The organism is Marinobacter shengliensis, assembly GCF_003007715.1.
Classification (GTDB): domain Bacteria; phylum Pseudomonadota; class Gammaproteobacteria; order Pseudomonadales; family Oleiphilaceae; genus Marinobacter; species Marinobacter shengliensis.
This window is the reverse complement of sequence record NZ_PXNO01000023.1, coordinates 341,632-356,172: the sequence shown is the minus strand read 5'-3', so window position 1 is coordinate 356,172 and position 14,541 is coordinate 341,632. Positions and strand designations below refer to the sequence as shown.

At 56.8% G+C, this 14,541-nt stretch carries 13 protein-coding genes; 11 read left to right on the top strand and 2 right to left on the bottom strand.

All coding sequences use genetic code 11. The features are described 5' to 3' along the window. Positions 1–85 precede the first annotated feature (85 nt). The 3 genes from C7H10_RS10935 to C7H10_RS10925 all read left to right on the top strand — a co-directional run bounded on the left by C7H10_RS10935 (position 86) and on the right by C7H10_RS10925 (position 5,026). Positions 86–3,319: a carboxyl transferase domain-containing protein gene (locus C7H10_RS10935; protein WP_106694899.1), complete on the top strand. Its 3,234-nt coding sequence runs from the start codon at positions 86–88 to the stop codon at positions 3,317–3,319. Positions 3,320–3,412: 93 nt separating this feature from the next. Further along, positions 3,413–4,186, top strand: coding sequence for a substrate-binding periplasmic protein (locus C7H10_RS10930; RefSeq protein WP_106694898.1), 774 nt, complete (start codon positions 3,413–3,415; stop codon positions 4,184–4,186). A gap of 96 nt (positions 4,187–4,282) precedes the next feature. Beyond that, positions 4,283–5,026, top strand: a complete 744-nt coding sequence (locus C7H10_RS10925; protein WP_106694897.1) for a substrate-binding periplasmic protein — start codon at positions 4,283–4,285, stop codon at positions 5,024–5,026. A gap of 54 nt (positions 5,027–5,080) precedes the next feature. Here C7H10_RS10925 and C7H10_RS10920 read toward each other — a convergent pair whose 3' ends face one another. Further along, positions 5,081–6,760 (bottom strand): BamA/TamA family outer membrane protein, encoded by a 1,680-nt coding sequence (locus C7H10_RS10920; RefSeq protein ID WP_244178261.1) that lies wholly within the window; start codon positions 6,758–6,760, stop codon positions 5,081–5,083. A 149-nt stretch (positions 6,761–6,909) separates the two neighbouring features. Between C7H10_RS10920 and C7H10_RS10915 the strand changes: the two genes are divergently transcribed. Then, positions 6,910–7,509, top strand: coding sequence for a sterol desaturase family protein (locus C7H10_RS10915; RefSeq protein ID WP_106694896.1), 600 nt, complete (start codon positions 6,910–6,912; stop codon positions 7,507–7,509). Here C7H10_RS10915 and C7H10_RS10910 read toward each other — a convergent pair. Next, positions 7,506–8,183: an NAD(P)H-binding protein gene (locus C7H10_RS10910; protein ID WP_106694895.1), complete on the bottom strand. Its 678-nt coding sequence runs from the start codon at positions 8,181–8,183 to the stop codon at positions 7,506–7,508. The genes C7H10_RS10915 and C7H10_RS10910 overlap by 4 nt on opposite strands. Positions 8,184–8,364: 181 nt before the next feature. On the opposite strand from C7H10_RS10910, the gene C7H10_RS10905 reads away from it, so the two are divergent. The 7 genes from C7H10_RS10905 (at position 8,365) to C7H10_RS10875 (ending at position 14,535) form a co-directional block, all read left to right on the top strand. Continuing rightward, positions 8,365–9,237 carry a sugar phosphate isomerase/epimerase family protein gene (locus C7H10_RS10905; RefSeq protein ID WP_106695171.1) on the top strand — a complete coding sequence of 291 codons (873 nt, stop codon included), beginning with the start codon at positions 8,365–8,367 and terminating at the stop codon, positions 9,235–9,237. 30 nt (positions 9,238–9,267) lie between these two features. Further along, positions 9,268–10,284 (top strand): fatty acid desaturase family protein, encoded by a 1,017-nt coding sequence (locus C7H10_RS10900; protein ID WP_106694894.1) that lies wholly within the window; start codon positions 9,268–9,270, stop codon positions 10,282–10,284. Between the two features lie 10 nt (positions 10,285–10,294). Continuing rightward, positions 10,295–11,170, top strand: a complete 876-nt coding sequence (locus C7H10_RS10895) for an ABC transporter permease (RefSeq protein ID WP_244178260.1) — start codon at positions 10,295–10,297, stop codon at positions 11,168–11,170. Positions 11,171–11,212: 42 nt separating this feature from the next. Then, on the top strand, positions 11,213–12,247 hold the full coding sequence (locus tag C7H10_RS10890; protein ID WP_106694893.1) for an ABC transporter substrate-binding protein: 1,035 nt from the start codon (positions 11,213–11,215) through the stop codon (positions 12,245–12,247). Between the two features lie 14 nt (positions 12,248–12,261). Then, the gene (locus tag C7H10_RS10885) at positions 12,262–13,053 is read left to right on the top strand and encodes an ABC transporter ATP-binding protein (protein WP_106694892.1); all 792 of its coding nucleotides are present in this window, start codon (positions 12,262–12,264) and stop codon (positions 13,051–13,053) included. A 52-nt stretch (positions 13,054–13,105) separates the two neighbouring features. Then, entirely contained in the window at positions 13,106–13,519 is a 414-nt protein-coding gene (gene arfB, locus C7H10_RS10880) for an alternative ribosome rescue aminoacyl-tRNA hydrolase ArfB (RefSeq protein WP_106694891.1), read from the top strand. Between the two features lie 170 nt (positions 13,520–13,689). Further along, the gene (locus tag C7H10_RS10875) at positions 13,690–14,535 is read left to right on the top strand and encodes a DUF72 domain-containing protein (protein WP_106694890.1); all 846 of its coding nucleotides are present in this window, start codon (positions 13,690–13,692) and stop codon (positions 14,533–14,535) included. The last annotated feature ends 6 nt before the right edge of the window (positions 14,536–14,541 follow it).

The window sequence follows — 14,541 nt, the reverse complement described above, 5'->3', positions numbered from 1 at the left end:
AATTCATTTGCCTCATCATTGCCCGCTTCCTAGGATGGAGACATCCAAAAACCAGAACAAGAACCTGTCTCCGGGATGAAGCGCCATGACGTTCAGATCTGTCCTAATCGCTAACCGCGGTGAAATCGCCATTCGCATTGCCCGCGCCTGCGGCGAGCTGAACATACGAACCGTCAGCGTGTTTGCTGAGGACGATTCAAACGGCCTGCATACCCGCCAGTCAGACGAATCCGTGCCCCTGAAAGGCCGTGGTGTGAAAGCCTATCTGGACATGGAACAACTGATTACCGTGGCCAAGGCCCACGAGTGCGACGCCATTCACCCCGGTTACGGATTTCTGGCGGAAAACGCCGAGTTCGCTCGCCAATGTGAGCAGGCAGGGTTGATGTTCATCGGACCGGCGCCGGATGTGCTGGAATTGTTCGGTAATAAATCCTCTGCCAGGGCCCTGGCAGAGCGCTGTCAGGTGCCCTTGGTCAACGGTATCAGCAGCCCGGTTAGCCAGGAGGCGGCAGAAGCCTTTCTGGCCCAGCATGGCGCCCTGATGCTCAAGGCGGTTGCCGGTGGCGGCGGGCGCGGCATTCGCGCGGTGACCAGCAAGGGCGAGTTGGAACAAGCCTTCAGCCGCTGCCGATCTGAAGCACAAGCTGCCTTTGGCAATGGTGATCTGTATGTTGAACAACTGATTGCCCGCGCCCGCCATATTGAAATCCAGATTCTTGGGGATGGCACCGGCGCCGTCTCCCACCTGTGGGAACGGGACTGCAGCATCCAGCGGCGCAACCAGAAACTCATCGAACTGGCCCCGAGTCCGGGCCTCGACCCGGTGCTCCGGGACGAAATGATCAACTGTGCCCTGGTCATGGCAAAAGCGGTCAACTACCGAGGGCTCGGCACCTTCGAGTTTCTGGTGGACGAAGATCAACCCGGTCGGTTCTACTTCATGGAAGCCAACCCGAGGGTTCAGGTAGAGCATACCGTCACCGAGGAAGTCACCGGCATTGACCTGGTCCAGACCCAGCTGAAGCTTCTATCTGGCCAAACCTTATCTGAACTGGCCCTGGGCACCCCGCCGGCCGTGCGCGGCGTGGCCATTCAGGCCCGGATCAACGCCGAAACCCTTCGTTCCGATGGCACCACCATGCCCGCAGCGGGCACGCTCACGGCCTATGAGCCGCCAACAGGGCCCGGCTTGCGGGTGGATGGTTCAGGTTATACGGGCTACGCCATCAATCCCGCCTATGACTCCCTGCTCGCGAAGCTGATCGCCCACGGCCCGGACTACCCATCGGCTCTTCGACGGCTTTATCGTGCTCTGTGTGAATTCCGACTGGACGGAGTGGCCAACAACATCGGACTGCTACAAAACCTGCTGCACCACCCGGCCGTCAAAGCCTGGCAAGTCAACACTCGATTCGTGGAAAACCAGCTTTCAGAGCTTGCCCCCTCAACGTCTGAAGGCAAGCACCCGAGGCATCACTTCGACAGAACAGAAGCGACGCACGACACAAAACTGAACACACCGTCATTACCTGCCGGTGCCATCAGCATCGCAGCGCCCAGTGCAGGCACGCTCGCGAGTGTTGAGGTCCGGGAAGGCGACACCATTGCAGCGGGCCAAACCGTTGCCGTTCTCGAAGCGATGAAGATGGAATTCATCGTGCAAGCCGGGCAATCCGGTATCGTTCAAACCCTCCTCGCGGTGTCAGGCTCAACGGTAACTGAGGGTGAAGCTTTGCTGATCCTGGAACCCTCAGAGGTCAGCGATGACACCATTCAAACCGAGCAGACCATCGACCTCGATTACATCCGGGCTGATCTGGCGGAGGTCTTCCAGCGCCACGATGCGTTAACCGATGAGCATCGTCCCGATGCGGTCGCAAAGCGCCGCCGTACCAGTCAGCGAACGGCCCGGGAGAACGTCGAGGATCTGCTCGACCCAGACAGCTACAACGAATATGGGGCACTGGCGCTGGCTGCCCAACGGCGTCGCCGGTCGGTGGATACACTGATTGAACTAAGCCCCGCGGACGGGCTGATCACCGCCATCGGCACCGTCAACGCCGAGCGCTTCGGCGCCGCAGCCGCCGGTTGCGCCACAATGGCTTACGATTACACCGTGTTTGCCGGCACCCAGGGACTGGCAAACCACCGGAAAACGGACCGGCTACTTGCCCTGGCAGAGCAGTGGCGAATTCCGCTGGTGCTGTTTGCCGAGGGTGGCGGCGGCCGCCCATCCGATACCGACACTAACGGCGTGTCACACCTGGATTGTCAGAGCTTTGTCAGCATGGCTCGGCTCTCGGGCAAGGTGCCAACCGTCGGGATTGTTTCCGGCCGTTGCTTTGCCGGCAACGCGGCCCTGCTGGGTTGTTGCGACACCATTATCGCTACCCGGAATGCCAACCTGGGTATGGCCGGCCCGGCAATGATAGAAGGCGGCGGCCTGGGCCGATATGCCCCCGAGGAGATCGGGCCGGTCTCCGTGATGGGCCCCAATGGCGTGATTGATGTGGTGGTCGAAGACGAGGCCGAAGCTGTCGCCGTGGCCAAGCAGTATCTGTCCTATTTTCAGGGCTCCCTCGCGGAATGGACCTGCGCAGATCAGCGCAGACTTCGCCATCTGATTCCCGAGAACCGCATGCGCGTTTACGACATCCGGGAAGTCATCCAAACGCTCGCTGATGACGACAGCGTTCTGGAGCTCCGCCGCCAATTCGCGCCCGGGTTAATTACCGCGTTCATTCGAATTGAGGGCCGCCCCATGGGCCTGATAGCCAACAACCCTATGCATCTGGGAGGCGCCGTCGATGCCGCAGCGGGCGATAAGGCAAGCCGTTTTATGGAACTCTGTAACGCTCGTAACCTGCCTATTCTGTCGTTGTGTGATACCCCGGGGTTTATGGTTGGGCCAGAGGCGGAAACACAGGCCACCGTGCGTCGCGTCTCCAACATGTTCCTGGCCGCAGCCAAACTATCGGTGCCCCTCTACACCGTGGTTCTGCGCAAGGCTTACGGACTTGGCGCACAAGCCATGGCCGCCGGCAGCCTGCTGACGCCCTTTTTCACGGCCGCGTGGCCAAGCGGAGAGTTCGGCCCCATGGGGCTTGAAGGGGCGGTGCGCCTGGGGTTTGCCAAGGAGCTGGCAGCCCAACCAGATGACGCAGCTCGCAAGAAGATGTTCGATGGCCTGGTCGCCAAGGCTTACGAACAGGGCAAAGCCATCAACGTCGCCAGTTATCTGGAAATCGATGCGGTCATAGATCCCAAGGACACCCGCGCATGGCTGGCAAGAGGGATCTTAGCGGCCGGACATTGAAACTGGGAAACCCCGGAAAAGGCTGCTATTTTCTAAGTTAATCGCCTGCTTCCCGGCCCACGGTTATTCGCGGGCCGCTCCCGGAGCCTAGAAATGAAACGATACCTGACCATGCTGCTGGTATCGCTGTTTACATGGATTGAGACAGTCACCGCAGATGATACACAACACCTGAGCATAGCGGTTGGTGACTGGCCGCCGTATTTTGATCAGGAGGCACCCGATCAGGGGATTGTCGCCCAATTGCTGCGAGATGTGTTTGCCGAGGAAGGCTTTACGGTCTCCTACCACTTCCTCCCCTGGAAGCGAGCTTACTATGAAGCCGCAATGGGCAAACACGATGCCACGGCGGTATGGATGCATGCGGAGGAACGTGAGCAGGACTTCACCTTCAGCGACCCGGTCCTCAAAGAGCGGTTCGTGGTTTTTCACCTGAAAGACCAGCCGGTCAGTTGGTCCAGCGTCGAAGACCTGTCTGACCTCAGACTCGGCGGCAGTATTGGTTACAGTTACGGTTCGGCTTTCGATCAAGCCGTAGAGGATGATCTGCTTAGTATTGAATGGGTCGCCAGTACCGTGCTGAATTTCCGCAGGCTCCTGTTCGACCGCATCGATGCGTTCCCCGAAGAGATCAACGTGGGCTATCACATTCTGCGTCGTGAACTTGACCCGGAGGAAGCCAGCCGCATTACCCACCACCCCCGCCCTCTTCTTGAGAACGAAAGTTTCGTGTTGTTTCCCAATACACGACCAGACACCGCACAACTGACAGACCGCTTCAATGAACGACTGCAGGCGTTCCGTGATAGTGGCCGTTATAACCACTACTTCGAATCCCACAGCCAGGCTTCTGCTGGGTCAAACTGAAAATGTAAAGCCGGGGATTCCACAGTACCCGACTGGCTACACCTGCCATAACCTACCGCGCTCCAGAATTTCTCCCCCATAAGATGGAGCGTGTTCATGAAAGGGAAAATCGGGCTGATTGTTGCCCTCATGCTGACCTCAGGCTGCGCAACGGCCAACGAAGAACTCCGGATCTACACAGAACAATACCCCCCTTACAACATGACCACGAATGGTCAACCGTTTGCACACTCGGAACGGGATATCACAGGACTATGCACTGATGTCCTCAAGGCGGTACTCGAACAAAGCAGCCTGAAATACAGCATCAAGCTGAGGGACCTGAGCTACGGAATCAACCGGAGCGAACAACACCCCAATCACGGCATCTATTGCGTCTCCAAAACCGCTGACCGGGAGCCTGCGTTTGACTGGGTTGGACCATTAGCCAGTATCAAATGGACGCTCTTCGCGAAAGCCGGCACCACTATCCGACTGAGCAAACTGGAAGACGCCAAGAACTATCGCATTGGCGGTTATCGCGGCGATGTCATGACCACGTATCTTGAAGAGAAGGGCTTTAATGTGTCCGCCATCAGCACCAACGGCCTGAATGCCCGGCGCCTTGAGCAGGACCAGATCGACTTGTGGGTAGCCGATGGCCTGGCTGGCCCCTACCTTGCCGCAGATGCCTCAGATGTGACAGATCTGGAGCAGGTTCTGGTGTTCCGGGAAACCCCGATGTACCTGGCCGTGAACAAGAGCACAGACCCAGACATCCTCAAAGCCCTGAACCAGAGCTTCCAGGCACTGGTCAACTCAGGTGAAATCGAGACCATCTCCCGCGCTTACGGTTTTTGATTCTGCATCTCCCGGTGGCCCGTCTGCCACCGGGAGAGCCACCGTCAACCAGAATCAGAACCGGCTCCTCCCCCGCAGCAACACCTGTAAAGCATCAATGCTGTCGTCTCCATCCAGGGGAAACGCCAGATCAAAGTGCAACATTCTCTGTACTTCAACTCTGCTGGATGCCAACCTCAAGCCAACCCCAACATCCCTCAACACACCACCGTCCGGCCCGTTACTCTGACCGTCAGCAAACCAGGCGCGGCCAGCATCAACGAACACCACCCCGCCCATCCGAAACAACTTGAAAGGATGCCAGTCGGGGAAGTACCGGCGCTCGAGTGTCCACAAAACCCTTCGGTCCCCTTGCTGGTATTCACTGGGATAGCCACGAAGCCCGTTTTCACCTCCAATCAACAGTTGTTGGTCGGCGGTCAGGTTACGAGCAGCGGTAAACGCAAGACTCGTGTACCAGCCGGTCCAACGAACGGACCCACCGTGAAAGTACTCCAGGCTGAGGGTGCCCAGGAGATTCTCCACGCGGTCTTGATCGAGCCGATAGGTGCCGCTCTGATTCAGGCCGTAGCTGGCGTAGTTGGTTTCCGTCGCCAGCAACGAGTCCTGAAAACTCATGTTCAGGACAACCCGATCTTCCGTTGCCCCCAACCCTGAGCCTGAATAACCCAATTCCGTGCGCCACAAGAAACCATCCCGAACGTCTTCAACCCGCTGTAAACGGGTCAGGTTGGTCATCTCGCGAAAACGGTTCTGGCGGTAATCAAAACCAATCCATGGATAGCTCAGGGTTCGATCATCCGGCAACACATCCAGGGCAGGCTGATCAGGTAACGACTGAAATCCGAACGCCTCGTAGCGATACCCCGCCAGCAGTCGGAGCTGCCGCTCGTTGCGCTCAGCCAGGCGCCATCCGCCATCAACACTGAAATACTCCCGGCTACGGCGGTAATCGGCAATGGCTTCTGCCCCCACGTAGCGGGATTCCTCCCGGACATCATCCACTCCAGCCAAGCCAAAGCGCCAGTTGGTGCGCTCGCTGAAAAATGGCCGTTCCAGATAGGCGCTCCGCCCCCTCCCATCACTGCGGTCATCGTAGGAAAAACCCGCCTGCCAGTGAGAGCCTGCGACATTGGGATCGTCCACAAACAAACTGGTTTCGGAGCGGTCCGGGTCCTTGGTGTAGGAAATTCCCAGGCTCTTACCGGAACCCAGGAAGTTCGGATCGGAGATGCCCGCATTGGTGGTATTCTCGCCACCGGATCTGGTCAAACCCAGGGTTGGCAGTAGTGTCCAGGTATCCCGCGCCAGAACACTCACCTCCACCTCATCCCCACAAAGGCGGGTAACCCCCACCCAGGCCGCTGTCAGATATTCCCGCTGCCGCAAGACCCGCTCAGACTCTTCCAGCAACCCGGGGCTGTAGATGTCTCCCTCAACAAACACCAACTGGGAACGAAGGGCCGACTCCCAGGTCGGTGTGTTGAGTGTATTGAGGGCGCGGTAAAGGAAGTTATCCTGCTTTGGGTCGCTGGTATCAAAAATGGGGCGCTGAATGATTCGAATGCTGCCAATTTTCGCACCCGGGGGAATCACGAGATTGCTCTGGCGCGCCAGCTGATCCCGTGGTTTGTCCAGATCAATCATTTCCGGCTGGATGTCACTGACAGTACACGCCTCGTCTGACGACTCGGCCCCAAGTGCAGGACCGGCCAGAATCAGACTGGTCGCCAACAGCCCCCTCCGGCACACGATCACTGCTTTGCTGACTGCCCGTAATGTCATATCCCGCCAATGAAACCGCCAACCTGGCGCAAATTAATAAAAGGATTCATCCGAAGCTATGACAGGATAGAACAACAATCACAAAAAGAGGCCAGACCATGATTGGTTTTCCCATCGCCCTGATCTTTGCCAACGGCTTCGAATGGTACGCCCACAAGTACATCCTACATGGCACACCCAGGCCTGGGCAGCCGCGCTACAGCCCAATCCCCAAATCCATGAAGAGCCACTGGCAGCACCACAAAATCGTGCGCACCACCGATTACAAGGATGATGGTTACGCGGAAGGCCTGAGCAACTGGCGCACCCGGGATGAAGTCACGTCTCTGCTCAAGCTCACAGCTATCACATCCCTGGCCATGCCGGTAGCGCCGTTTTTCACCCTGGGCACCTACTATGCTGCTGCTCGTTATTTTTACGTGCACCGGCGCTCACACCTGGAGCCTGAGTGGGGTAAAAAAGCGATTCCCTGGCACTACGACCATCACATGAACACCAACCAGGATGCCAACTGGTGCGTAACACGCCCCTGGTTCGACTACATCATGGGCACCCGAGTAATCGCCAACAAGGCCATGGCCGAGTCTAACCCGCTGGGCATTCGTTTACCCGAGATCGTTGAAAAGCCACTGAACCAAGCCTGCCGAAGGCTCTTTCCAAAGAGCTTCGAAAGGCTGAATCAAGGGCAGCTCGTTTAACTCTTTTTGGCCAATCTCCGGATATCGTCGTACTCCCGAACCTTAATTGCGGTTCGGGAGTTTTCGGCCCCGGTAGACGCGATCAACTCATTCACCATCGCCTCGGCAACTGTCTCCGCCTCGATGGCCCGATACTTATGCAGTGGTCCAATCAATGCGCGGTTGGCCAGCGGCATTACGGCCATCCCCAACGCTTCACCGGTACGGTGTTCCTTCCTGTCGCCCAGCAACAGGCTCGGGTGGTAAATAGACAGGTAGTCAAACCCCAGCTCACGGACCGCATCCTCCAATTCACCTTTTACACGGCTGTAGAAAACCGTCGAGCGAGACGAGGCACCGATCGCCGACATCAGAATCATTGTGCTGGCACCAGCTTGCCGGGCCAGCCGGGCACCCTTCAACGCATACTCGTAGTCCACCTTACGGAACGCTTCCTGGGACCCGGCTTTCTTGATGGTCGTCCCAAGGCAACAAACCAGAACATCCACTTCAAAGATTCTCGAGTGGGATTCCAGCGCGTCAAAGTCGACCAGGTGCTCCGCCAGCTTCGGGCTCTTCAGGCCCAGTGAGTGGCGCACTGGAACCACGACGGACGTTACTTCAGATCGCGTTAACAGCTGCTCGACCACCAGGTGGCCTGTCAGGCCGGTGGCTCCCAATACCAGAACATTCATGATGCACCCCCAATGTGCAGCTGCACTATGAGCTGACACAAAACGGCGCCCACAGCACATATCTAGAACCTTAATTTACATGCCAGCCTGTATATTTAAAGCCTTTTCGGACTTGTGGCACAACGGTTGCAATACCCAGGAAAGCGTCTTTTCACTTTTCCGGATTATGAAGGAGTTGCCCGTGCACTTAAAACGCTTCAAGACTCTGTGGGGCCACGAAGGCCCTCTCAGCCAAGCTATCGAGCAAGTATACGAGGCCGGTTTTGATGGCATTGAGGCCCCCGTGCCTGATAGCGACACCGAGGCAGCGCTATTCGGCGAAACACTTCATGAAAACAACCTGTTATGGATTCAGGAAATCTGCACTACAGGCAGCTATGTACCACGCCGTGATGCCAGCGTGGACGAACACTTGCTGGATTTCGAAGCCAAGTTGCGCAGTGCAAAGATAACCGGACTGAAACCAGAGTTTGTCAATGTGATGGGTGGCTGCGATGCCTGGCCGATTGAAGACTCGGTCCGTTTTTTCTCAGAGGCACAGAACGTTGCTGACAAGTTCAGCATCCCCGTGAGTTTTGAAACCCACCGTGGCCGAAGCTTTTTCAGCCCTTGGAATACCGTCGCCATTCTGGACAAAGTACCTGAGATAGACGTCACCTGCGACTTCAGTCACTGGGCTGTTGTCTGCGAACGCCTGCCCCACATTGAATGGGACTGCATCGAGCGCACGGCGCAGCAAGCACGGCATATCCACTCCCGCGTTGGATACGACCAGGGTCCACAGGTACCACACCCAGCCGCTCCGGAGTATGCCGAAGCTCTGGCCTCGCACCAGGCATGTTGGGAAGCTGTCTGGCAATCACAGCTCCAACGCGGACTGAGCTACACCTCGATGACTCCCGAGTTCGGTACCGACGGCTACCTACACCTTTTACCGTATACCAAGGCACCCATTGCAGATCTTTGGTCACTCAATCGCTGGATCGGCGAGGAGGAAAAGGCGCACTTTGAACGCTGGCAATCCTCGGCAACCAGAACATCCAGAATCGCCTAGTCGGCCCTAATCCAAGGAGGTCTCAGAATCATGCGATACATTGCTCAGCATTTTCGGCATTCCGATGGTGTTTGGCCGCTCACGCTTGTGCTGGCCTACATTCTTACCACCTACATTGGCGGCTGGCTGCTGATGGCCCAGCCGGGCTTCTTACTGCCGCTGTTAGGCATAATCGCCTGTGGTCATGGCATGGTCATCGCCGCCTATCTGGTGCATGACTGCGCGCACAATGCCATCTTCAAGAAAACCGAACACAATACCAATCTGGGAAAACTACTCAACTGGATAACCGGCGGCAGCTACGGCACCTATGAGGATTTGCGTTACAAACACATGCGCCACCATGTGGATAACGCTGACCCAATTTCATTTGATTACCGTGGTTGGCTCAAGTCCCACCCCAGATTAGAGAGGCTGGTCTTTGCACTGGAGTGGCTCTACTTCCCGGCTGTCGACATTCTGATGCACGCGTTACTGATGATCGCGCCATTCACCAGCATTGGTGACGCCAAACAGCGCAAACGCCTAGCCGCGGTACTAATGACGCGATCAATTCTACTGGTGGCACTGGCACTTTGGAGCCTCAAGGCCGTTCTGCTCTATACCCTCGCTTATCTGCTGATGCTGACCGTCCTGCGCTTTTTCGACGCCTACCAGCACAACTATGAAATTGTCGTGAACCTGAATGACCCAGATGCAGAGCTGCCTCACAAAGGAAACAAGGACTACGAGCAGAACAACACCTACAGCAACCTGATTTCACGCCGCTGGCCGATGCTTAACCTTTTGGTACTCAATTTCTGTTATCACAATGCGCACCATGCAAAACCCACCATGCCCTGGTACAAGCTGCCAGCATTGCACAACGAACTCTTTGGTGACGCCTACACTCGCACGGTCGGCCTGAAAGGCCAGCTCAGAAGCTATCACCGTAACCGCATTGCCGGAATCTATGCAGAAACCTACGGCCAGGTAGAGGTACCAGTGGCCCTGCGCGATGGCAAGGCTGTCCCGGTGTACGGGCTCAGCTTCCTGACCGCCTTCTGAGGCTATCGAGATGACCGCAAAACTTTCTGATAAAGCGACGGGACAACGACTGGTTAAAGCCGGAATTTCCGAGGCAGCGAACCATAAGGGCCCGGAATACTGGTTCGACTTTAATCAGGCGATACCCGGTAGCCAACGGCTGCTTCTCGGCGCGGCGGGCTGGATTACATTTGTCTTGGTGTGGCACATCACATCGCAGATGGACCTGGCGCCGGAAAGGCTGTACCCCGGTCCTGTCGCCGTATTTGGCGCGCTCCAGGAGCTGTTCATTGAGCAGAGCTTCCTTAGTGATGTGATGGCCAGCCTTACCCGGATTCTGGTCAGCTTTTCCATTGCGCTGGCGATTGCACTGCCTCTGGGTATCCTGATGGGCTCCTTTGCACGGGTGGATGCTGCGCTTAATCCCCTGATGGGGGCTTGGCGCTACCTTCCGGCACCCGCCTTTATTCCCCTGTTACTTATGTGGCTCGGCACTGGCGACACCCAGAAAATCGCCCTGTTGTTAATGGGGGTCGTGTTTTTCCTGATCATCATGCTCGCCGATGTAACCCGGCAAACGCCAAAGGTACTGATTGAGACCGCCAAAACCCTGGGAGGCGGGCGCCGCATCATTCTCTGGACCGTATTATTCAGGCACTCCCTGCCCGGCTACGTCGATACCTGTCGGCAGATGCTGGCTGTTAGCTGGACCTATCTGGTCATTGCTGAAATTGTCGCGGCCACCGATGGCATTGGTGCGATGATGATGCGCGCCCGGCGTTTCGTGCATGTTGACGACATCATGGCCGGCATTGTCACCATCGGCGTGCTTGGCTTGCTCCTGGATACCGTGTTCAGACTGATCTATCGAAAATCCTTTCCCTACCTTGGCCGAGGACATTCCTGACGCCACATTTCAACGCGCTTCAAAACCCAAGAGGTAACACCCATGCACTGGCTAAAACGCAGTCTCTCAGTACTCATGCTTGCGCTGCTTTCAGGCAACGCGCTCTCAGCGGAAACCGTGCGGTTATCGCTTTTCTCGTGGCCTGGTTATGGCTTCTGGTTCATCGCCCAGGAGAAGAACCTGGCACCTGACCTGAACCTTGAAATCACGATCATCGAAGATCCCTATGAAAGCTTCAGCCTGATGACCGCCGGTGTGCTTGATGTCACGTCCAGCACCGCAGAATATGGCCCCATCGCTGCTGATAAAGGCGTGCCGATAAAAATGGCGACGTACACCAATCCATCTTACGGTACAGACAAAATTGTGCTTGCCCCCGGCATTGAAAGCGCAGCAGATCTCGAAGGCAAATCGGTTGCCGTACTCGAAGGCGGGTTGACCCAGATCTTCATGGGCATCTGGCTCGAATCCAATGGCGTCAGCATTAACGATGTTACCTTCACCAATCTGATCATGGACGATGCCGTAGGCGCCTTGGTCGGCGGCAATGTCAGCGCTGCCGAATTCTGGGAACCGTTTGGCTCCCAGGCCCTTGCCGCTTTGCCCGGCGCCACTGTTGCGGCTTCCTCAGATGAGCCTGGCTGGATCGAAACAGCCCTTCTTGGGGATGCCATGTACATGAGTGATGCCTTCCTCGAGAACAAACCAGAAACCGCCGCCAAAGTGATGCAAGCGTACTTCGATGCCGTCGACTACTGGAAAGCCAACCCGGCCGAAGCCAACGAAATCATCGCCAAAGCACTCAGGTTTCCCGTGTCAGACGTCGAGAAAGTGATCGGCTCTACCGGTGAGATTCACAAGGGCGGCATCTGGATCTTCGACAAAACCCAGGCCGCAAAGTACATGGGTCTGCTGCCCGGCGAATTGCCATTGGGCTTACCTAACGGACAAGTTTCGGAGAACTGGGAAACAGTCACTGATTGGTGGCTGAAGTTCAAACTTGTGGGTGAACGCCACCCGATGAGCGCTGGAGTCGATATGACACCGCTGGCCGCCATCATCGATTCTGATCAGTAACAGGAGCGAACTTTATGTCTGTCCACCAAGGTCTCTCCGTCACTGGCGTCAGTAAAACCTTTCAATCTGGCGGGCGCGCCGTGCAAGCCCTGGAGAATATCTCTCTAGGCTTGCCCGCGGGCAAGGTCGGTGTACTGCTTGGCCCCTCCGGGTGCGGTAAGTCCACGCTGTTGCGCATGATCGCCGGCCTGGAGAAACCTTCTGACGGAACCATTACTCTGAACGGCCGGGCGGTAAACCGCCCCGGCCGAGACCGAGGCATGGTGTTTCAGGACTATTCTTCGTTTCCCTGGCTGTCCGTTCGAGACAACGTAGCCTATGGTTTGAAAATCAACGGTGACCGCAACGCCCTTAACGAAGGCACTGTAGATCATTTCATTCGGGCCGTCGGCCTGGAGAAATTTGCTGACGTATTCCCACACCAGCTTTCAGGGGGCATGCGCCAGAGGGTCGCCATTGCCCGTACGCTGGCCAACTACCCTGAGCTATTGCTGATGGATGAGCCCTTTGGCGCTCTGGATCCGGAAACACGCTGGCAAATGCAGGACCTGCTCCTGAACGTGGTTCGTAAAGAGCGCAGCACTGTCATGGTTGTATCCCACGACATCGAAGAAGCACTTTATTTGGGTGACGTCGTGTTCTTCCTGTCCCGTCACCCGGGGCGGCTCAGAGAAACCATCTTCACCGATTTCAAAAGCTCTTTGCCGCAAAATGACCGTGAGGCCTTCCTGCAATCCGATGACTATAGGCGCCTGGAGCTTCATATCCGTCGACTGATGCGTGACGAGGGCCTTGACGCCGCATAGTGGGCCCGTCGTACCATCCTAAATACAATGTGATGGCAAATAACGGACTCCCATGCTGAAAATCTCCAACGCCGTTGAACTGGCGGACTGGGAAATTGAGATCACCCAGATACGCGCGCAAGGCGCTGGCGGGCAAAACGTCAACAAGGTGGCATCCGCCGTTCACCTCCGCTTCGACATCCTCAACTCCAGCTTGCCGCCTTTCTACAAGGAACGGCTGATGGCATTATCAGATCAGCGCATCAGTAAAGACGGCATCATCGTGATCAAAGCCCAGTCTTTCCGAACTCTTGAACTGAACAAGGAGGATGCGCTGGAGCGACTGAAAGAGCTCATTCAGGAAGCGGTAAAACAAAAGAAGGCCCGGCGCCCAACCAAGCCTACCAAGGGGTCACAACGGCGGCGAGTGGACAGTAAAACGAAAAAGGGCAAAACCAAGGCGCTCCGGGGAAAAGTTCAGCTTTGACGGTCTGTTTTACCCACAACATCTGTGGATAACTTTGTTAGGAACGAAAGGATAGGCAGTGCAAACCCTTTAACCACAAGGGCTGGTGGAATGCGTAGGTTATTTGATCAACCGGTTCATCCGCCCGCCTTAAGTGATCAATTTATCCACAGCACAGCAACGGAAGAGCGATGGCATTGCCCTACTTTATTGGCTGCCCTCAATGGCAAGACCCGAACTGGAACAGCCAACTGCCACCCGCCGGCACGCCTCTGGCACGATATGCCCGGGTATTCAACACCGTTGAGGGCAACACCACCTTTTACGCCAGCCCCAGCCGCGAACAGTGCCAGCTATGGCGGCAGCAGGTTCCGGACAACTTCCGATTCCTGTTCAAACTGCCTAAAGCCATCACCCACGAACGCTTCCTGAGCGGCGCTGACGATGAACTCGAGGCCTTTCTGTCGCTGATTGAACCGCTAAATGATGTGCTTGGCCCCATGTTGCTGCAACTACCAGCAGGCTTCGGCCCGGAGCGGCTGGATCAACTCTGGCGCTTTCTGGATACCGCACCGGAATTTCTGGACTGGACCGTAGAAGTTCGGCACCCGGCGTTCTTTGCCAAGGGTGAGGAGGAGCGTGCCCTGAATCAAGGCTTGCGGGCCCGCAAGCTCGCCCGGGTTGTACTGGATAGCCGGGCGCTGTTCTCGGCAACGCCCGACTGCGAATCAACCGTCGATGCCCAGCGCAAGAAGCCCCGAGTTCCGGTGCACATCCTCCCCAGCGATGCATCGCCGGTGATTCGCTACATAGGGCATCCCGACCTGGAGACCAACCGGGCATTTCTCGCACCCTGGGTGCAGCGAGTGGCAGCCTGGGTAGCGGCTGGCACTCAGCCCTATGTCTTCATGCATATGCCCGACAACGGCCACGCAGTGGCACTGGCCTCGCTCTGGACGGAGCTTCTGCGGGAAAAGCTTCCGGAGCTGGAGCCTCTGCCAGTGAACGTTTCAACGCCGCAAATCGGGCTGTTCTGACCAAAC

Coding starts and splice junctions, on each gene's coding strand:
- C7H10_RS10915 (WP_106694896.1), top strand. CDS start 6,910: ATGATTGGTTTTCCCATCGCCCTGATCTTTGCCAACGGCTTCGAATGG.
- arfB (WP_106694891.1), top strand. CDS start 13,106: ATGCTGAAAATCTCCAACGCCGTTGAACTGGCGGACTGGGAAATTGAG.
- C7H10_RS10875 (WP_106694890.1), top strand. CDS start 13,690: ATGGCATTGCCCTACTTTATTGGCTGCCCTCAATGGCAAGACCCGAAC.
- C7H10_RS10935 (WP_106694899.1), top strand. CDS start 86: ATGACGTTCAGATCTGTCCTAATCGCTAACCGCGGTGAAATCGCCATT.
- C7H10_RS10890 (WP_106694893.1), top strand. CDS start 11,213: ATGCACTGGCTAAAACGCAGTCTCTCAGTACTCATGCTTGCGCTGCTT.
- C7H10_RS10895 (WP_244178260.1), top strand. CDS start 10,295: ATGACCGCAAAACTTTCTGATAAAGCGACGGGACAACGACTGGTTAAA.
- C7H10_RS10900 (WP_106694894.1), top strand. CDS start 9,268: ATGCGATACATTGCTCAGCATTTTCGGCATTCCGATGGTGTTTGGCCG.
- C7H10_RS10930 (WP_106694898.1), top strand. CDS start 3,413: ATGAAACGATACCTGACCATGCTGCTGGTATCGCTGTTTACATGGATT.
- C7H10_RS10910 (WP_106694895.1), bottom strand. CDS start 8,183: ATGAATGTTCTGGTATTGGGAGCCACCGGCCTGACAGGCCACCTGGTG.
- C7H10_RS10885 (WP_106694892.1), top strand. CDS start 12,262: ATGTCTGTCCACCAAGGTCTCTCCGTCACTGGCGTCAGTAAAACCTTT.
- C7H10_RS10925 (WP_106694897.1), top strand. CDS start 4,283: ATGAAAGGGAAAATCGGGCTGATTGTTGCCCTCATGCTGACCTCAGGC.